The organism is Phycisphaerae bacterium (assembly GCA_017999985.1).
GTDB lineage: Bacteria > Planctomycetota > Phycisphaerae > UBA1845 > Fen-1342 > JAGNKU01.
In genome coordinates, this window is sequence record JAGNKU010000004.1 from 267,057 (window position 1) to 286,966 (window position 19,910).

The 19,910-nt window shown below is 67.9% G+C and carries 11 protein-coding genes; 7 read left to right on the forward strand and 4 right to left on the reverse strand.

The genetic code is table 11. From position 1 onward, the window contains the following. Positions 1 to 218: 218 nt before the first annotated feature. The 3 genes from KA383_07645 (at position 219) to KA383_07655 (ending at position 4,414) form a co-directional block, all read left to right on the forward strand. Positions 219 to 2,021 (forward strand): glycosyltransferase family 39 protein, encoded by a 1,803-nt coding sequence (locus KA383_07645; protein ID MBP7745992.1) that lies wholly within the window; start codon positions 219 to 221, stop codon positions 2,019 to 2,021. A gap of 68 nt (positions 2,022 to 2,089) precedes the next feature. Continuing rightward, positions 2,090 to 3,013: a TIM barrel protein gene (locus KA383_07650; protein ID MBP7745993.1), complete on the forward strand. Its 924-nt coding sequence runs from the start codon at positions 2,090 to 2,092 to the stop codon at positions 3,011 to 3,013. Between the two features lie 48 nt (positions 3,014 to 3,061). Beyond that, a complete protein-coding gene (locus KA383_07655) occupies positions 3,062 to 4,414 on the forward strand; it encodes a Gfo/Idh/MocA family oxidoreductase (GenBank protein ID MBP7745994.1) in 1,353 nt (450 codons plus the stop codon). A gap of 101 nt (positions 4,415 to 4,515) precedes the next feature. On the opposite strand, the gene KA383_07660 is transcribed toward KA383_07655, so the two are convergent. From KA383_07660 to KA383_07675, 4 genes are all read right to left on the reverse strand, one after another. Beyond that, the gene (locus KA383_07660) at positions 4,516 to 5,424 is read right to left on the reverse strand and encodes a hypothetical protein (protein MBP7745995.1); all 909 of its coding nucleotides are present in this window, start codon (positions 5,422 to 5,424) and stop codon (positions 4,516 to 4,518) included. Positions 5,425 to 5,513: 89 nt separating this feature from the next. Next, positions 5,514 to 6,386 carry a type II secretion system protein gene (locus KA383_07665; GenBank protein MBP7745996.1) on the reverse strand — a complete coding sequence of 291 codons (873 nt, stop codon included), beginning with the start codon at positions 6,384 to 6,386 and terminating at the stop codon, positions 5,514 to 5,516. Positions 6,387 to 6,519: 133 nt separating this feature from the next. Beyond that, positions 6,520 to 10,014 carry a hypothetical protein gene (locus KA383_07670; GenBank protein MBP7745997.1) on the reverse strand — a complete coding sequence of 1,165 codons (3,495 nt, stop codon included), beginning with the start codon at positions 10,012 to 10,014 and terminating at the stop codon, positions 6,520 to 6,522. 564 nt (positions 10,015 to 10,578) lie between these two features. Continuing rightward, positions 10,579 to 11,439, reverse strand: a complete 861-nt coding sequence (locus tag KA383_07675; protein MBP7745998.1) for a helix-turn-helix transcriptional regulator — start codon at positions 11,437 to 11,439, stop codon at positions 10,579 to 10,581. 129 nt (positions 11,440 to 11,568) lie between these two features. Between KA383_07675 and KA383_07680 the strand changes: the two genes are divergently transcribed. From KA383_07680 to KA383_07695, 4 genes are read left to right on the forward strand one after another with little or no spacing between them, the layout of a single operon-like run. After that, on the forward strand, positions 11,569 to 12,618 hold the full coding sequence (locus KA383_07680) for a PTS fructose transporter subunit IIC (GenBank protein ID MBP7745999.1): 1,050 nt from the start codon (positions 11,569 to 11,571) through the stop codon (positions 12,616 to 12,618). Then, positions 12,615 to 12,914, forward strand: a complete 300-nt coding sequence (locus KA383_07685; protein ID MBP7746000.1) for a PTS fructose-like transporter subunit IIB — start codon at positions 12,615 to 12,617, stop codon at positions 12,912 to 12,914. Before KA383_07680 ends, KA383_07685 begins: the two co-directional genes overlap by 4 nt. A gap of 53 nt (positions 12,915 to 12,967) precedes the next feature. Next, entirely contained in the window at positions 12,968 to 15,484 is a 2,517-nt protein-coding gene (ptsP, locus tag KA383_07690) for a phosphoenolpyruvate--protein phosphotransferase (protein ID MBP7746001.1), read from the forward strand. A 37-nt stretch (positions 15,485 to 15,521) separates the two neighbouring features. Beyond that, the gene (locus tag KA383_07695; GenBank protein MBP7746002.1) at positions 15,522 to 19,835 is read left to right on the forward strand and encodes a chitobiase/beta-hexosaminidase C-terminal domain-containing protein; all 4,314 of its coding nucleotides are present in this window, start codon (positions 15,522 to 15,524) and stop codon (positions 19,833 to 19,835) included. Positions 19,836 to 19,910: the final 75 nt, after the last annotated feature.

A 19,910-nucleotide genomic window follows, 5' to 3' on the forward strand; every position in this document is an offset into this window, starting at 1 on the left:
TTCGCGCCGCGCGGGTCGACGGCGCGGGCGCATGTGCCGCTCCGACGACCGAATCCCCCGCCGGCAATCTCCATCCAGCATAGCAACCGCCCCGTCCCGGACCAAGGCCAGCGCGCCCTTGCCGCCCGGGCGCCGGTGACACTTCGCGTACGTTCGGACGCGCGGGGCGGCGCAACCGGGTATCATGCTCCGCGTCTGATGCCGTCGGCTGAGGTCACATGGCCATGCAGTTGCCCAACACGCCCCCGCTGAACAGGCTCGAACGCGCCCTCGCCACCCGGTGCGGGTGGGTTTGCCTCGCCATCGTCGTGGTCTCCGCGGCGTTGCGGATCGCCTACTTCGCCGAGCTCAGCGCCGGGCCCTGCCTCTGGCAGCATCGCGCCCGCGAAACGGACATGGCGTTCTTCGACGAGTGGGGGCGGTTGATCGCCGACGGCGACTGGCTGACGGACCGCAGCCTGCATCCGGACCACATCTGGTACCGGCAAATTGCAGAGGCCTACTTTCAAGCCTATCCAGACCGGCGGGCCGCCTGGGAACGTGCCCCCGACGGCACGGTCCGGGACCCAGCGGAGGCTCTGTGGGACCATTGGTACGACGGCAAATGCTTCCACCAGGAGCCGCTCTATCCGTATCTCATCGCCGCGACGTACCGGGTGTTCGGCCCCGATGTGCGCTGGGTGTTTGCGTGGCAGATGGCGCTGGGGGTGTGCACCAACTTGCTGATCTACCTCACCGCCCGGCGGTACTTCGGCGAGCTGGCCGCCGTCGTGGCTGTTACGCTGGCTGTCTTCTGCGGGCCATTGTTATTTTTCGACCTCGTTCTGCTGCGCACCACGCCGACCGTGTTCGCCGCGCTCGCCCTAGTCTATCTGACCGGCACCGTCCTGGCGCGCGACCGCTGGCCGTGGTGGCTGCTGCTGGGACTGTGCGGCGGCACGACCCTGCTGCTGCAGTCCAGCTTCGTGCTCTTCGGATGCGCGGTGCTCGGCGCGCTGGTCTGGCGACGTCGACGTCAACCGATCCTGCTTGCGCGGCACGTCGGCGCGCTGGTGCTCGGCGCCGTGCTGGCGCTCGCGCCGGCGATCGCGCGCAACGTCGCCGTCGGCGTGCGGTCGCTGGCGCTGTCCAGTGTCGCGCCAATCGTCTTCGTCGCGGGCAACCTTGCTGACTCCGACCCCATGTACGGCTTTCAAGTCAACGCCGCCCGGGCCGCACGGATCATGGCCGTTACCGATGGCCGCTTCGGCGCCACCGTGCGGACCACGCTGCGCACGCACACGAGCGGCCTGAGCTACGTCCGCCAACTGCTCGGGAAGCTCTACGCCGCGGGGCACTGGTACGAACAGCCCAATAACGCCAATTTCTATTACTACCGCCTGCACGCGATGACGCTACGACTGACCGTCGTGACGTTTGCCGGTGTTGTCGGGCTGGGCGTGGTCGGGGCCGTCCTCCTGCTGCTGCAGCGGCGCGCGGCGTGGCCGTTGCTGGCGATGCTGCTGACCACCCTGGTGCCCATGCTGCTGTTCTACGTCCTGGCGCGCTTCCGGACGCCACTACTCGCGACCCTGCTCCCCCTGGCCGGCTACACCGCGGTGCGCGCCGCCGACTGGCTGCTGCAGCGCCGCTTCGGCCACGCCGCGGCGGTGCTGGCCGGCGTTGCCGCCCTGTCGTTCGTCAGCCTGCAGCCCCTGCCGCCGGGTAAGCCGCTCATCACGGCCTTCGACTACAACGCCCCGTACGCCGCCTACTACGGCCCGCTCGAACAGCGCGCCCGCGACGCCGGCGACTGGCAGCAGGCCGCCGACATCCTGCGATCCTCCTTGCGCTACGAGCCGCCAGAAGTCCGCGCCTTCGGCCCGGCACGCCGCGCCGCGGACGAGCATGAAATGGAACTCGTTCGGCTCTATATGGCGGTGTATCAACGGCTGGCCGACGACCTCGCGCATGCCGGCCAGCCCGCCGCCGCCGCGGTGGCCGAGGAGCGCGCCCGTGCCTTGGCGGCTGCCGCGCAGTGACGACGGACGCGCGCCGTCGTATACTGCATCTTCCTGAACCGTATGTCCGACAGTCTCGGAGGCACCACATGGATCGACGCACGTTCCTGGCCAGCAGCGCCGTCGCCGGCGCCGCGGCGGCTTTGAAGCTCGGGCCTTCCGCATCCGCCCAGGACGCGGCCGCGAAACCTGCAGGCCAGCACAAGTTCCACCTGAAATACGCGCCGCACTTCGGCCAGTTCCGCCAGCATGCCGGCGAGGATTTGCTCGACCAGCTCAAGTTCATCGCCGAGCAGGGCTTCACCGCCCTCGAAGACAACGGCATGATGGGCCGGCCCGTCGAAGACCAGGAAAAGATCGGCCGCGAGATGAACCGGCTGGGCCTGACGATGGGCGCGTTCGTGGCCTACGCCGAGTTCAATGAGCCCACGCTCGTCCACGATGATGCGGAGGCGCGCGCGAAGCTGATCGCCGGGGTGAAGTCCGCGATCGAGACGGCCAAACGCGTGAACGGCCAGTGGTGCATCGTCGTCCCCGGCTGCGTCGAGCCGCGCCTCGGCTGGGACTACCAGACCGCCAACCTGGTCGAGCACCTGAAGGCGGCGGCCGACATCTGCGCCGCGGCGGGCCTGACGATCATCATCGAGCCGCTTAATTTCCGCGACCATCCGCGCCTCTTCGTCAGCAAGATCGGCCAGGCCTACCAGATCTGCCGCGCGGTCAACAGCCCGGCGTGCAAGATCCTAAACGACATCTACCACCAACAGATCACCGAGGGCGATCTCATCCCCAACATCGATCGCGCCTGGAGCGAGATCGCCTACTTCCATCTCGGCGACAACCCGGGCCGCAAGCAACCCGGCACCGGCGAGATCAACTTCCGCGGCCTGTTCAAGCATATTCACGCCAAGGGTTACCAAGGCGTGCTTGGCATGGAGCACGGCCAGTCGCCCGATGGCAAGGCCGGCGAGCAGGCGGTCATCGACGCCTATGTCGCATGTGACCAGTTCTAGGACCCCGGACCGCGCCCCGCGTCGGCCCCGCAGCCAGGAGAAGCCAGCATGGAAATCGAACCCAGCCACGATGTGAACGAGCCCGCCACCCCCGCCGAGACGCCCGACACCTCGCCGCTCTCGCGCCGGGCCTTTCTGAAATCATCCGCCATCGCCGCCGCCACCACGTTCGTAGCGGGCTGCGCCACCGGGCAGCGCCGCGGCGAAGCGCCGGCGATCCTGCCGTCCGGCGGCGTACCCGACCGCATCCGCGTCGGTGTCATCGGTTGCGGCGGACGCGGCACCGGCGCCGCCCTGGATTGCGTGCACTCGTCACCGAACGTCGAGATTGTCGCCCTGGGCGACCTCTTCCAGGACCGCATCGATGAGTGCTGTGCCCGGCTGACGCAGATCGGCGACAAGCTGAAGGTCAACGAGGACACGTGCTTCACGGGCTTCGACAACTACCTCGGCGTGCTGTCGTGCGACATCAACATGGTGATCCTGGCGACGCCGCCCGGCTTCCGGCCCATGCACCTGCGGGCCGCGATCGAGGCGGGCAAGCACGTTTTCATGGAGAAGCCCGTCGCGGTCGACCCCGTCGGCGTGCGTTCCATCATTGCCTCGTCCGAGCTGGCGCTGTGCAAGGGCCTCGCGATCGTCTGCGGTACACAGCGACGCCACGAGCCGTGCTACCTCGAGACGATGCGGCGCATCCATGACGGCGCGATCGGCGAGATCGTCGGCGGCCAGTGCTACTGGAACCAGGGCGACCTGTGGGTGAAGCCGCAGCAGCCGGAGTGGTCCGACATGGAGTGGCAGTGCCGCAACTGGCTGTATTTCACGTGGCTGTCCGGCGACCACATCGTCGAGCAACACGTCCACAACCTGGACGTCATGAACTGGGCCATGAAGTCCCCGCCGGTCAAGTGCATGGGCATGGGCGGCCGGCAGGTCCGCACCGGACCGGAATACGGCAACATCTTCGACCACTTCGCGGTCGAGTACGAATACCCGGGCGGCGTGCGCGTGTTGAGCATGTGCCGGCAGATCGGCGGGAACTCCGACCGTGTGTCCGAGCATCTGGTCGGCACGAAGGGCACTTGTGATCCGGGCGGCACGATCATCACCAAGCGCGAGTGGAAGTTCGAAGCGCCAGGCGACCCGGTGAATCCGTACGTCCAGGAGCACAAGGACCTGATCGCCAGCATCCGCAAGGGCCGACCGCTGAACGAGGGCCGGCGCATCGCGGAAAGCACGCTGACGGCGATCATGGGTCGGATGTCGGCGTACACCGGCCGCGAGCTGTCGTGGGACTGGGTGATGAACGCGTCGCAGCTCGACCTCATGCCGCCGGAGCTGCGCATGGGCGCGCTGGCGGTCGAGCCCGTCGCGGTGCCGGGACAGACGAAGCTCGTGTAGATCGAGCGGATGGGGTGCCACTGCTCCTGAGCAGCGCTGGTGTGCGCTGCGCGGGGCCGGCGCTGCCGCTTCGGGTTCTGATGACGCCCGCGGGGCGGCAGTCACTTGGCTGGCGGTCGACCGGTGAGGAACGCCTCGCGCAGCGCGGCGCGGCGGCGGTCGCTGTCAGGTAGCGCGTGCCATCCGCGACGCGCGGCGAGAATGCGCTCGACCATCTGGGCGTCATACGCCGGCACGATGCCCTGCAAGTATGGGGCGAGGTCTTCGGGGGCGGCGAGCTGCAGGTACGCCGCCACGTAGTTGGTTCGCGGCGCGGAGGGGTTGTCGCCGATCCGCTCCCAGTTGATGCCGTCGTCGCGCGCCGCGGTGAAAGCGCGGCGGAACAAGGCCCAGCCGAACTGGTCCTTCAGCCGGACGAACATGCGATCGAGCGGGGCAGTCAGTTGCCGGGCGTGCTCGATGGCGACATCGGGCCGGAGGTCGTACTCAATCTGCACGGCCGTCATCTTTGGAAATGGGCTGATGTGGTTCGCCCACCAGTCGACCGGCCAGCCGTGGCTGACGAGCTGGGCCAGCACGAGGTTGCACATCTCATGCGTGATGATGGCGACGGCCCACCAGCCGCGAATGCCGTGCTCCGTGCCGGTGAACGCGTCGAACGAGACGCCGATGCCGGGCTGCGGCGTGTTCGTGATGGCGTGCACCTCGGCGATGTCGGCCGTTGCGAAGCCGCCGCCGGATTTCGGCCAGATATAGAGGGCATAGGTGGAGGCCGCGGGGGTCAAGCCCCAGGCGGCGACCAGCCGGTCGAAAGCACGGTCGGCGTAGTCGTAGAGGGCCTGGTAGTCGGCCTCGTGCGCGCGGAACTGGTCTTCCTGAGCGTACCAGACCCAATGCCGTCCGGTGTGGATCCTGATGACCTTGGGTTCATCCGCCGCGGAGCGTGCGGCGGCAGCACAGAGGAGCGGAGTCGCGAGCGCGGCGCGCAGGACAACACGCGGGGTCAACATCGGTATCGATCTCCGGCATAAGCGAGGTGCGCGGGATTGGGTGGACGCCCAATCCCGCGCAAGGGTGGAGGATCAAGTTCGGTCGCGCGTCACGGGCTGTAGACGCCCGGCTTGTTGTAGTTCTTCTGCAGGAAACCCATCGTGATGCCGTAGCCGTCGGCGTCCGTATAGCGTCCTACCGTCACGTGCTTGTCGGCGACCTCGAGCCACATGTGCCAGGCCGTGAAACGCTCATAGTTGGGAGGCGGTGAGCCGCCGCGACGGAACCAGCGCATCTCCACATGGCCGTCGAGGAAGCCCAGGTGGCCCTTGCCCTTGTGACGGCTGGTGATGCCATCGACGTTGGACCAGCCGCTGTCGCGGACCGACTCCAGATGGTACTTCACGTCCTCTTCGACCACGATCGGGACCATGAGGGTGTCGGTCGCCGTGCGCCAATTGGCGGGCCGGCAGCGTTCGTTGGGACGCGGATTCTGAATGAGGCAGCGCTTCGGCAGGTCGATGGGCGCGCCCGTGAGGATCATCGGCGAAGTGTAGCTGTACCGTTTCACCGGCGTGGAGCCGTCCTGTGGGAAGCGCTCGTGGTCCGGGCAAAAGTACGACTTGGGTTGCTGCCCCATGTAGGGGAAGATGGTGCCCTTCTCAGGCGTGCAGTCCATGTTGTACCAGAGCTGCTCGTCGGTGAGTCCCGGCCCCTCCGCGTTCGCCGGCCCCAGCCAGTCGGCCAAGCGATCGAAGGCGTTGCCGGGGAGCAGGTCCATGTAGTCGTTAGCGTACCGGACGAACGCCATCGAGAGCTGTCGCATGTTGTTGCGGCACATCACCTGGCGGGCCCGGCCCTTCGCGGCTCCCAACGTGGGCAGCAGGATGGACATCAGCAGGGCGATGATCGCCACCACCACGAGCAATTCGATGAGGGTGAACGCCAAGCCCCGTCGCGTTGTTGTGGTTCTCGGCACCACGTTGACACTCCTTCTCGACCGGTCCCGATTCCGGCATTCCGCCGGATGATTATACCTCGCGCACCGTTCGCCCGAGAGCAGGCCGGCGCGTCGGCGACCTGCTCTCGGGAGCTCCGACTCGCCTGCCCGGAGTTTACGGGCAGATGATCGGCAGCGGGTTCGTGCTGAGCAGCGTCACGAAGGCGTTGATATCGCCAAAGGACGGATACGCAGCGTCACCGTTGATGTCGCCGTTCTCCGGGTTGCAGCCGGCGTACGTCGTCGTCCAGACGCTGTAGTTGGACAGGTACAGCACGAACGGGTTGATGTCCGCGAAGCTGACCTGGCCGTCGCAGTTCAGGTCACCGACGCAACTGCAGGGGTTCGGATCGCAGGACACGCCGTCGCCCTTGTAGGTGCCGCCACCCGCCACGCACTCCGCCTGCGGCAAGATGATGCAAACGCCGTCGACGCAACAGGCGCCGGCACACGGTGTGTGCGTGACCTCGAGCTGGAATTCGCCTGTCGAGCCGCTCCAGCCGGCGATGCGGATGTAGTACGACGCGCCGTTCGTGACGTTGATGGTAACCACGGACGGGCCGCCGCCCCAGCCGCAGCCGTCGTCGTCACAAGCCAGCTCCGCCCCGCCGCAGCTCGCGTAGACCGCGATCGACGAATCGAACCAGTTGCCCTGGCACAGGCCGAAGGTTGCGCTGCCGTCGCAGGGCGCCCGCCACTTGTACCACACGTCGTTCCAGTCACCGTCGCCGCCGCCCGCACACGACGAGATGTCGGTGCCGGTGGCGAAGTGGTTGCGACCGTAAATGGGGGTGTTGGACAGGACGTAACCGGCGTCGGCGCACTCGTCCTGCGGGCAGGGGTTGGTCTCGCAGGTAGTGTTGTCGCCCTGGTAGAGGCCGCCCTGCGTAATGCACCAGGCCGGCCCCAGCGTGGGCGACATCTGGCAGACGTCGTCGAGGCAGCAGACGCCGGGCTGCGCACACGGATTCGGGTCGCAACTCGGGGCACCGTCAAACGTGCCGTTGGCCGCCACGCACTCCGCCGGCGTCATGAGGCTGCACGTGCCGTCGAGCATGCAGCAGGCACCGGCGACGCAGGGATTCGGGGTGCAGTCGGTCCCACCGCCGAGGAACAAGCCGCCCTGCGCTGCGCACTGGGCCGGCAGCAGCACCGCGCAGGTCTCGTCCGTGAAGCAGCAGGCGCCGGCGGCATCGATCTCAACGAGGGCGTACTCGCCGCCGAGCCACCAGTGGCCTTCATCCGGAAGGTTGTTCCACGTGCCATCGGTAACCATCTGGGCATACAGCTCCGTGTCGAGCAAGTTCGGCTCGCCGCCCGCCCAGTTGCGGTAGCCGGCGATCTGGCCGGACGACCAGACCCAGATATTGCTGTTGGGGGCGGTCTCGTAGAGGCCAATCCAGGCCCAACGCACGTCGCCATACACACACGCCAGCACGTTGTCGCGGACCCACGTGTTCTCGGCGTCGTCATTGATCGTCGCGAGGTGGCCACCCATGGCGACTGCCCGCGCTTCGGCGCCGCTCCAGGAATCCTTCGTGATCAGGTAGTACTGCGAGCCGTTGGCCGGGTTGACGACCGGGCCGCACACGATGCCCGGCGGGTTCGTGATCGTCATGCGGAAGCCGCCCGTAGCACCGGCATTGCCGGCGACGCGGACGCGGTAGTGCGTGCCGGCGACGACGTTGAAGTCGACCTGCGAAATCTGCCCGCAGAAGTCGTTGTTGCAGGCCAGCTCGGCGCCGCCGCAGGCACTGTAGACCGCGATCGTCGTGTCGAACAGGTGATCGCTCAGGTCGCAGCACAGGCTGATGCGCGTGGCGCCGGTCCGGCTGGCAACGTAGTCGAACCACACGTCCCTGGTGTCACCCACGCCGCAGCTCGATGTGCTGGTGCCGGTCGCGCCGTCCGAGTCGCCATAGAACTGGCCTTCAGTGAGCGCGAGCGCGGCCGCGCACTCATCGTTGGCCGGCGGAGTCGGGATTTCAACGACGCCGTAGTGATACATGGCATCGTTGTTCACGTCGTTCCAGCCGCCGCCGTCCTGCATTTCGCAGTAGTGTTCGGTGCCGCCGGCGTTGTTGGGCTCGCCGCCGTTCCAGTTGGTGAAGAAGGCATGCTGGTTGTTGATCCACTTCCAGTTGCCCTCCTCAGCCTGATCGGTGAAGCCGATCCAACTGGTGCGGGCCATGCCGCCGACCCGCACGACGTTCTGCAGGACCCAGTTCTGCTCGTCGCCGTCATTGAGGGTCACGAGGTGCCCGCCCAGTTCGATCGCGCGGGCCTCAGCCTCGGTCCAAGTGTACGGGTTCAGCAGGTAGTACGTATGCCCGTTGGCCGGGTTGACCACCGGGCCGTACAGGATGTCCGCGGGATTGGTGATGGTCAGGGTGAAGCTGCCGGCCGCCCCGCCGTTGCCGGCGATGCGGAGCAGGTAGGTCATGCCCGCGACGACGTCGAAGTCCAACTGGGATTGCAGATCGCAGTAGTCGTCGTTGCAGGCGAGCTCGGTACCGTCACAGGCATCAAAGAGGCTGAGTGTAGTATCGAAGCCGCTGCCGCACAGGCTGGCCCGGGCCGTGCCGGTGCGCGTCGCCTGGTAGAGATACCAGACGTCGTTGTAGTCATCCCAGAAGCCGCAGGAACTGTAGATGTATCCGGTCGCGCCGCCGCTGGTGCCCTGGAAGATGCCTTCGCTGACGAGCGTCGCGTTCTCGCACTCGTCATTGCCCGGCGCCGCGCCGCCGCCGACGCTCACGGCGTAGATGCCGAAGCTGTTGGCATTGGACGGGTTGCGGAAGGTGATCGACGACAGGTGCTTGCCCGTAAGGTCGCCCAGCCCATCGATGTACATCTGGGCCACGGTGAGGACCACCTCGGCCACATTCAGCGTGGACACCGTGGGGGCCGGGTTGTCGACCCAGTACACGGAACTGTACTGGCCGAGCCGAGAGAGCGACGCAATGCCGCCGTAGGGCCACACGGGACTCGGGATCGAGTTGCTGGCGTACCAGTCGTTCTGCCCGCCGAACCAGTCGGGACCGGTGACGTCCACGGTGATCGAAGGGTTGTCCGTGAAGCCGAGGACGATCTGAAAAGCACCGCCGCCGTTCGTGATGTTATAAAGCACACCAATCTGGAAATCGGCCGCCAGCGCGATCGCGGGGCTGATCGTGGTGGTCTGCGGCCCGGTGAGATCCGGGTTCGGCAGCCACGTGGGCTGGATGCCGACGTTGTCGCCGTCGGGGGCCGCGTCGAAAGCCCAGTTGCCGTTATCGACGAGGTTGCGATTGCCCAGCATGACGATGTCGACGACGTGGCCGGTGGGGACCACGGTGTAGGTCAGGCCGGTGGCGCCGACGAGGGGCTGGGCGTCGATGGCGCCGGACTGGCCGTCGACGCGCAGGGCGCGGTCCGAAAGCGAGCGGAAGCCGTTGGGGACGTCGGCGACACCCGGGTCGCCGGGCCAGCCGCCGCTCCATTCGTCCGCATGGATCATGCCGTTGAAGTTGTAATTCAGTGGGATGGGCTGGGCGGAGGCCGCCACGGTACCTGCGACGAGCAGCGCCGTGGACAGCGCCAGGGCCCATTTTACGTTTCGTCGAAACATGCCTGTCTCCTTGCTCCGATGCAACCTGTACTAGAGATGAAGCTGCCAGTGGTCCCCCGCGGGGACCGCGTCATTGCCAAGCAGCGGTCGCAGCGCGCGCCGCCGGAGCGCGTGGGACGCAGCCCAGGCGGTACGCACGGGCGAGCGCGGGGTGGCGGTGCGCAGGTCGGGCCCGCCGGCCGCGGAGGGCCGGCCTACTGGAACCGCGCCCCGGCCACGCAGGCACACGGCGACAGGCCGTGCAGCGGTGGGCCAAGGTCGGGGTTCCGGTACCCGCATGCTAATCTCTTTCCTTCCGCCGGCGGGCCTCAGGCGCCCGCTTCTGGACGCGCTACCGCACCATCCGGCCGCCGGGCAGTCGACGTGTCGTAGACCGCGGGCGGAGCAGCCGATGGCTTTTTGCAGTATGCTGCGCGCGGCCGGTCGAGGCAACCGTGAGGGGCGGGAATGTTACAGCAGTGCAATAAATGCCACACACCTACCGTAATCGGGTGCGGATTTTGCGTGCATCCGCCCGCTCCGCGGCGTTAGGTGAAGGCTTGCGGGTGCAACGCGGCGGCGGCCCTACAGGCCCTTCAGGCGGTATTCGGTGGGGGTGACTTTGGTGACCCGGCGGAATACGCGGCAGAAGTAGGCGACGTCCTGATAGCCGCAGTGGGCGGCGATCTCCTTCAGCGAACTGCCGTATTCCTTCAGCATGAATTTGGCCCGGTCGATGCGGACGAGCGTGACGTAATCGTTGAAGCGCAGGCAGCCCTCCCGCCGGAAGATGCGCGAGACGTGGTTGGGGGACAGGCCGAGGCTGTGGGCCACCGACTCGCGGGTGAGCGCGTTCTGGAAATTCTCCTGCACGTAGAGGCACAATGTCTCATAAGTCCGCGCTGCCTTGCGGGGGTGGGGCGCGGCCGGGCTGCGCAGCGCCTGCAGGCACGCGTGCAGGAGGGACTCGGCCAGCAGGCGGTCCAGCGGGGCCGGCCGCGGCTGCGGCGCGATGGTGGTGAGGGCGTTGAGAATGCTCTGGGTCACGCCCCCGGGCGGGCCGAGCGTGGCCTTCAGCGCGGCCCGCGGCTCGGCGGTGCGCCCGTCGTGGTCGACCAGACTGACGCCGACCTGTTTCTTGCCGAACAGGAGGGTCAGCACGGACACCGCCGTGGACCAGTCGGGCTTGTTCCAGCAGTTGGCGCCGGCGAAGACGGCCTGGCCGCGCATCAGCGTGATGTGGGCCGGGCCGGCGTCGCGGGCGATCTCCATCGGGTGTTTGCCGGACAGCGGGACCGACAGGCGCGGAAAGCTCGTGACGTAGGCGAGCGGGGGCGGCGCGACGGTGGCGCGCGCGAAGTGCACCTGGCGGATGTGCGTGCGGCGCAGGAAGCTCTCCAACTCGTGAACGATCGTACGGCGGGCCGTGGCCGGCGGCATCACCATGCGCGTGCTCCCGGTGGGCAGAGTATGTTACAATAGTGCAAGAAATGTCACACGTCTACTGTTTCTTCGTGCTGGAGCGGGTGTCATACTACAAGAGGAGTCCCCGTCGCCGGGGATCATGGTGCCAGCGTGACTGAATCCCTGCAGAAGCTGCGGCAGTACCTGCTCACGGGGGTGTCGTACGTCATCCCCTGCATCGCGTGCGGCGGCATCCTGATCGCGGCCGCGATCGCCTTTGCGCCGCTGACCCCCGAGGTGGGGCCGCAGCCCGAGAAGGTGCCGATCCTGCAGCTCATGCTCCAGATCGGCGTGACGGCGTTCAAGCTGGCGCTGCCGATCCTGGCGGGCTACATCAGCTACGCCATCGCCGGCAAGCCGGGCCTGGTGCCCGGCTTCATCGGCGGCTATCTGGCGGGCGAAGTCAACGCCGGATTCCTCGGCGCGCTCGTGATCGGGCTGCTCGCCGGCTGGATCGTGAACCTCATCAAGACCGTGCCGGTGCCGAAGTACATCAAGCCGATCATGCCGATTCTGATCATTCCGATCGTGTCGTCCGGGATCGTCGGGCTGCTGATGCTGAAGGTGATCGGGATTCCGATTGCGAACCTGATGGAGCTGCTGGCAGACTGGCTGCGGACGATGAGCACCGGCAATGCGGCGCTGCTCGCGATCATCCTGGGAGGCATGATCGCGTTCGACATGGGTGGGCCGGTCAACAAAGCGGCGTTCTTCTTCGGGGCGGCGATGATCAAGGAAGGTCAGTACGCGGTGATGGGCGCGTGCGCCGCGGCGATCTGCACCCCGCCGCTGGGCCTGGGCCTGGCCACGCTGATACGCCGCAAGCTCTGGAGCGACGAGGAGAAGGAGGGCGGCATCGCCGCGCTGGCGATGGGAATGATCGGTATCACCGAGGGAGCAATCCCGTTCGCGGCGGCGGATCCGCTGCGCGTGATCCCCTGCATCATGCTGGGCTCGATGGTCGCCGCGGTGATCGCGATGATCGGCGGCGTGGGCGATCACGCGCCGCACGGCGGGCCGATCGTTCTGCCGGTCGTCGATAATCGCATCGCATACGTCTTCGCCATTGTGGTGGGCACGCTGGTCACCGCGCTTGCGATCATCCTGCTGAAGACTGTGACGCAACGGCGTGCTCCTGAGAAGGCCGAGGTGTCCGCATGAAAATCGTTGCCGTAACCGCATGCCCGACGGGCATCGCCCACACGTACATGGCTGCCGAGCAACTGGAGAAGACCGCCAAGACGCTGGGCCACCAGATCAAGGTGGAGACGCAGGGCGCGATGGGCATCGAGAACGAGCTGTCGGCCAAGGACATCCGCGAGGCGGACATCGCGATCTTCGCCGTCGATATCGACGTGGAGCAGCGCGAGCGCTTCAACGGCAAGCGGATCGTGCAGGTGCCGGTGCAGGACGCCATCAAGAACCCGAAGGCGGTCCTGGCGAAGACGCTGGGTTGACGGGGCCGGCCCAGGGGCGAACCAGTGGCTGCACGTCAGCCACGCGAGCTATGGTGCACGAGTACGTATTCGAGTGCCCGCTACCCAACGGGCTGCATGCCCGGCCGGCGAGCCAACTGGCCGACGTGGCGTCGCGCTTCGTCGCGGAAATCACGCTGACGAACGAGCGCACCGGGACCAGCGCCAACGCCAAGAGCGTGCTGGCGATGGTCGCGACGGACGTGAAGCGCGGCGACGGGTGTCGCGTGCGCATCGCGGGCGCGGACGCCGAACCGGCGCGCGCGGCGCTGTGCGACTTCGTGACGAACGTCCTCCCGGGCTGCGACGAGCCGCTGCCGGAGCCGCAGGCCAGCGCCAGCCCGAGCCTGCCACGCGCCCTGCGCCGCGCGGACGTGTCCTGGCTGAGCGGGACCATCGGGTGCGCCGGCCTCGGCCAGGGTTGCGTCGTGCCGGCCGGTGGGCTGAGCCTGCCGGCCGAACTGGCGGCCGAGCCCGCCGGCGACCGCGCCGCGGAAGTCGAGAAGGTAAACGGCGCCATGGCGGCGGTGCGCGCGAACCTGAAGCTGCGCCTGGCCGCGCGCCCGGGCCCCGTCGAAACGTCGATCCTGGAAGCCCACCTGTCGATCGCCGCCGACGTGGCGTTGGCGGAGAAGATCGCGGAGCTGGTCGCCGCGGGCCGCGCGGCCGGCCCGGCGATCGTGGAGGCCGCGACGTTCTTCGCGGCCCGCCTGAAATCTGCCGAGAGCGGCTATATCCGCGAGCGCGCCGTCGACGTGGAAGACATCGGTTTGCAGTTACTTGAGCAGGTCTACGGGTCACGCTTCAAGGCCGCGGGCATCGAGCTCACGCAGCCGGCCGTGGTCGTCGCGGAGAACCTCACGCCGCGACAACTGCTGGCGCTGGACCGGCGGCACTTGCAGGCGCTGGTGCTCGAACATGGGGGCACGACGTCGCACGCGGTGATCCTGGCGCGCTCGTTCAACATCCCGACGTTGAGCGGCGTGACGGACGCCCGCGCGCAACTGGCGCGCGGCCGCGAGGCCATCGTTGACGCACACTTGGGGATCGTCATCGTCGAGCCCGCAGCGCCCGTCCGCCGCTACTACGAGCGCAAGCGGCAGCGGCTGGACGCCCGCGCGGCGCGGCTCGCGCGGGATACACACGCGCCGGCCGTGACGCGCGACGGCCACCGGCTCGAGGTGGCCGCGAACGTCTCCACGACCGCGGAGTTCGCGCCGGCGTTTGCGCAGGGCGCCGACGGCATCGGCCTGTTTCGCACGGAGATGCTCTTCCTCGACCGGGACGTCCCGCCGTCCGAGCAGGAGCAGTACGCGGCCTATGTCCAGGCGGCGCGCGCGGCCGCGGGCCGGCCGGTCATCATTCGCACGATCGACATCGGCGGCGACAAGCCGGTGCCCTACCTGAACCTGCCGCCCGAGGCCAACCCGTTCCTCGGCTATCGCGGCGTGCGGATCTACAGCGCGCACCGCGCGGTGTTCAACGCGCAGTTGCGCGCGATCCTGCGCGCCGCCGCGAGCGGCCAGGTGTGGCTGATGGTGCCGATGATCAGCTCACTCGACGAGGTTCGCTGGGTGCGGAGCGCCATCCGGGAGGTGGCAGCCGAGCTGCGGGCCGCGGGCCAGGCCTGCAACGCGGAACTGCCGGTCGGGATCATGGTCGAAGTCCCGTCGGCGGCGTTCATCATGGCGCAACTGGCGCCGGAGGTCGACTTTTTCAGCATCGGCACGAACGACCTGGCGCAGTACTTCCTCGCGGTCGACCGCAACAGCGACCAGGTGGGCGCCCTCTGCAGCGCCCGCCATCCGGGGTTCCTGCGGCTGCTGGCGCAGATTGTCACGGAGGCGCACCGCCACGGCCGCTGGGTCGGAATGTGCGGCGAGATGACGCGCGCCCCGCAGAACCTGCCGCTGCTGATCGGGCTGGGGCTGGATGAGATCAGCACCGCGGCCCCGGGCATTCCCGCCCTCAAGGCCGCGATCGCCCGTTTTTCCGCCGCCGAGTGCCGGACGCTGCTGGAGCAGGCGCTGGCTTGCGGAACGGTCACGGAGGTGGAGGACGCGGTCGCGGCCTTTCGGGCGCGCGCGGGGGCCCAGACGCTGCTCGACGACGACCTGATCGTGGTGGACTCGGAGAGCGCCAGCAAGGAAGAGGCCCTCGAGGAGCTGGTGGACGCGTTCCACGCCGCCGGCCGGACCGACCAGCCGCAGCTCGTCGAGGAGGCGATCTGGCTGCGTGAAGCCGTGTACACGACCGGGCTGGGCCACGGGTTCGCGGTACCGCACTGCAAAACGGACGCGATCACGGCGAACTCGATCGGCGTGCTGCGGTTGAAGAAGCCGATCGCGTGGGACGCGGTTGACGATCAGCCGGTGCAGTGCGTGATTCTGCTGGTGGTGCGGGCGGCGGAAGATGGCAGCGCGCACATGAAGATCTTCTCGCGACTGGCGCGCAAGCTGATGCACGACGAATTTCGCGCGCGCCTGCTAGCGGCGCCGGAGCGCGCGGCGATGCGCCGCTATCTCGCAGCCGAACTGGGTTTGACCACCTGACGATACATCTGACCCGCCAATCAGACGAAGGAGAGCGATGATGTGCCGAGCGGGCACGAGCCTGACCTGGATTGTGGCGATACTGGGGGCTTCGCAGTGCGCGGGGGACACGCTCGTGACACCGGCGCCCGATCTCACTCAACAGCCCACCCTGTACGTGGTCGGCTATTCGCACCTGGACACGCAGTGGCTGTGGTGCTACCCGCAGGTGATCCGGGAGATGATCCCGAAGACCATGCACGAGGGCTTCGCGGCGATCGAGAAATACCCGCACTTCATCCTCAACTTCAGCGGAGCCAACCGCTACCGGATGATGAAGGAGTACTTCCCCGCGGACTACGAACGGGTGAAGCAATACATCGCCGCAGGGCGCTGGTTCCCCTGCGGCTCCTCGATGGAGGAGTGCGACGTCAACGCTACCGGGGCGGAGTCCATCATCCGCCAGGTGCTCTACGGCAACCAGTACTTCCGCCGGGAGTTCGGCCAGGCCAGCGCCGAGTTCATGCTGCCGGACTGCTTCGGTTTCCCGGCGTCGCTGCCGAGCCTGCTGGGCCATTGTGGCCTGAAGGGCTTCTCGACGCAGAAGCTCACGTGGGGTTCCGCGGTTGGCATCCCCTTCAACGTGGGTGTCTGGGAGGGGCTGGACGGGACGAAGCTGCCCGCGGCGCTGAATGCGCTGAGCTACAACGGCGACATCGAGACTGACCTCAGCGCCGATCCGAAGTGGATCAAGCGGATCGACGAAAACGGCAAACGTTCGGGCCTGTACGTGGACTATCACTACTACGGCGTGGGCGACGTGGGCGGCGCCCCGCGCCAGGTCGCGCTCGAAGGGCTGGAGAAGTCCGTCGCCGGCACCGGCCCCGTGCGGGTCGTCTCGGCCACGGCCGACCGGATGTTCCTCGATCTGCCCGCCGACCGCCTGGACAAGCTGCCGCACTACCAGGGCGACCTGCTGCTGACCGAGCACTCCGCCGGCTCGATCACATCGCAGGCCTACATGAAGCGCTGGAACCACAAGAACGAGTTGCTGGCCGACGCGGCCGAGCGCGCGGCCGTGCTCGCGGAATGGCTCGGCGGACCGGCGTACCCGCGTCAGCGCCTGCTCGACGCGTGGACGCTCGTGATGGGCGGGCAGTTCCACGACATCCTGCCGGGCACGTCGCTGCCGAAAGCGTATGAGTACTCGTGGAATGACGAGCTGCTGGCGCTCAACCAGTTTGCCAGCGTGCTCGACAGCTCCGTGGGCGCGATTGCCGCCGGTTTGGATACGCAGGCCAAGGGCGCGGCGCTGGTGGTCTACAACCCGCTGTCCATCGACCGCGAGGACGTGGTCGAGGCGCGCGTGATGCTCGACGGCGCGCCGCCCAAGGCCGTGCAGGTGCTCGGCCCCGACGGCAAGACGGTGCCGGCGCAGATCCTGAGCGCGGAGCCCGGCGCTCTGCGCATCTTGTTCCTGGCGCGCGTGCCGGCGGTGGGTTTCGCCGTGTATGACGTGCAACCGACCGAAGCCGAGCCAGCGGCGGATGCGGCGCTGCGGGTCGCCGACACCGGGCTGGAAAACGCGCGCTACCGTGTGACGCTCGATGCCAATGGTGACGTGGCCGGCATCTTCGACAAGCGTGCCAGCCGCGAGCTGCTCAGCGGGCCGGCCCGGCTGGCGTTTCTGTACGACAAGCCCGGGGCGTGGCCGGCCTGGAACATGGACTGGGTGGACCTGCGCCGGCCGCCGGTCGCGCACGTGGACGGCCCGGCCCAGATACGGGTCGTCGAACGCGGCCCGGTGCGGGTCGCGCTCGAAATCGTCCGCGACAGTCAGAACTCGCATTTCGTGCAGACGATTCGGCTGGCCGCCGGCGACGCGGGCGAGCGCATCGAGTTTGCCAGCACGATCGACTGGCAGAGCCGCGAGATGTGCCTGAAGGCGGTCTTTCCGCTGGCGGTCGCGAATCCGCAGGCGACGTACAACTGGGAAGTCGGCACGTTGCAGCGCGGCAACAACGACCCGCGCAAGTACGAAGTGCCGACGCACGGCTGGTTCGATCTGACGGGGGCGACTAGCGACTACGGCGTCACGGTCCTTTCAGACTGCAAGTTCGGCTCGGACAAGCCGGACGACCAGACACTGCGCCTGACGCTGCTGCGCACGCCGGGCACGCGCGGCGACTTTTTGGACCAAGCCACGCAGGACTGGGGCCGGCACGAGATCCTGTACGGTCTGGCGGGCCACCAGGGCGACTGGCGCACCGCGCAGACCGACTGGCAGGCCCTGCGGCTCAGCCAGCCGCCGCTCGTGTTTCAGACGGCAGCGCACCCCGGTCCGCTCGGCCGGCAGTTCGCGCTGCTGAAGGTGAATCACCCGCGCGTGCGCGTGCTGGCCGTGAAGAAGGCGGAGGAGGGCGACGAAGTCATCGTACGGCTCGTGGAGCTGAACGGGCAGACGGCGAAGGACGTGCGTGTGTCGCTGCCGGCGCCAATCGTGGCGGCCCGCGAGGTGGACGGTCAGGAGCGGCCGGTGGGTACGGCCAACGTCGTAAACGGGGAGCTCGTCACGGATTTCACCGGCTATCGCCTGCGCAGTTTCGCGCTCAAGCTGGGGCCGGCGCCGACGCAGTTGCCGGCGACGAAGGCGCAGCCGCTGGCGCTGACGTTTGATCGCTGCGTGACCAGCCGCGATGGCACGGCAACCATGGGTGGTTTCGACGGGGAGGGCCGCTGCTATCCGGCGGAGATGGTCCCGACCGAGATCGCGTATCGCGGCCTTCCGTTCCGTTTCGGGCCGGCTGACGGCCAGCCCAACGCCATTACGGCTGGAGGACAGAGCCTCGCGCTGCCGGCGGGCGCGTTCAACCGCGTGTATGTGCTCGCGGCCGCCAGCGGCGAACGTGAAGCCGAGTTCGCCGTTGACGGGCAGCCGGCCCGGCGAACCATACAAGACTGGGGCGGCTACATTGGGCAGTGGGATAACCGGATCTGGGAGGGCGTGCCTGCAGACCCGTCGTACGACTGGCCCTACAAACTGCTGGGCGTGCAGCCGGCCTACGTGCGGCCCGCGCCGGTGGCGTGGTTCTGCTCGCACCGGCACGCGGCCGACGGCCAGAATGAGCCGTACGCCTACAGCTACGTGTTCGCCTACGCCTTTGATCTGCCGGCCGGCGCGAAGCGCCTCACGCTGCCGAACGATCCGAAGATCGCGGTGTTCGCGGCGACGGCGGCTTTCGACGGGGGTGCGGGCACGTATCCGGCACAGCCGCTGCTGGATGAGCTGAAGCGCGATGCCCTGCCGCTGCCGCGGATCGCGCCCCACGGTGGCAAGTTCACGGACAACACGCTCATCACGCTGGAGCGTCCGCTGTTTGGCGGCGCGGGTGTGCTACGCTACACGCTGGACGGCAGCGAGCCGACGCCAAACTCGCCGGAGTACATGGCACCTGTACGGTTGTACACTGACACCGTTGTGAAGGCACGCTTCTTCGAGAACCAGGGCCCGGGCGGCACCGTGGCCGAGGCACACTTCCAGGTTCAGGACACGACGGCCCCGCAGATTCAGGATGTCGTGGCGTTCACCTGGTCCCCGGAGGTCAGCCTGCTGTTCTCCGAGGAGCTGGAGCGCTCGTCGGCAGAGAACACGGAGAATTACGAGGTCTCCGGCGGTCTGAAGTTGCAGTCCGTCACGTTGGCGCCGGACGGCCGGCGAGTCAACCTGCTGCTCTCGGCGGCGCCGACTGACACGGATTGCGGCCTGACCGTCAGCGGTGTGCGCGATCTGGCGCCCGCCGGCAACGCGGTGGCAAAGGTGAGCCGCAAGATCGCGGGGCTGCGCCCCGTGGTGCACGCGGCGCAGGAGGTGCTCGATGGGGCTGGCGACGGCGTCGAATTGCCGCTCGGTGAGGGCGCGCCCACGCGTGCAACGGACCCCTGGACGATCAACGCCTGGCTGTGGATCGACGAGCAGCCCGGCGACTTCACGATCATCGCGGGCTTCGGCAGCGGGCATGGGCCGCTCGGCACGGAGCGCTACCTGACGAAGTTCCCGCACGGCTTCCATTTCTGGGGTTCCAACGTGGACGTGCCCGCCGGCGTGAAGCTGGAAACCGGCCGGTGGCAAATGCTGACGGCCACCTTTGACGGCGGCGTGCTGAAGCTCTTCCAGGACGGGCGCGAGCTGGTGTCCACCGAGATCACCCTGGCCGACGCCGAGCCGGTCGCGAAACTCGGCCCGCCGCCGGCGTGGTCGTATGGCCATCGCGTTGCCGGCAAGGTCGCGGGCTTCACGTTGTGGAGTCGAGCGCTACCACCGGCGAGCGTCGCCGCACTGCATAGACTGGGGCCGGAGGCGACGATTCCGTAGCAGCGCGTTCGGCACGCCCCATGGCGTGGCCACCAGCAAACGGTGGCGCGGCATCTAGCACGCTGCATCACGGCG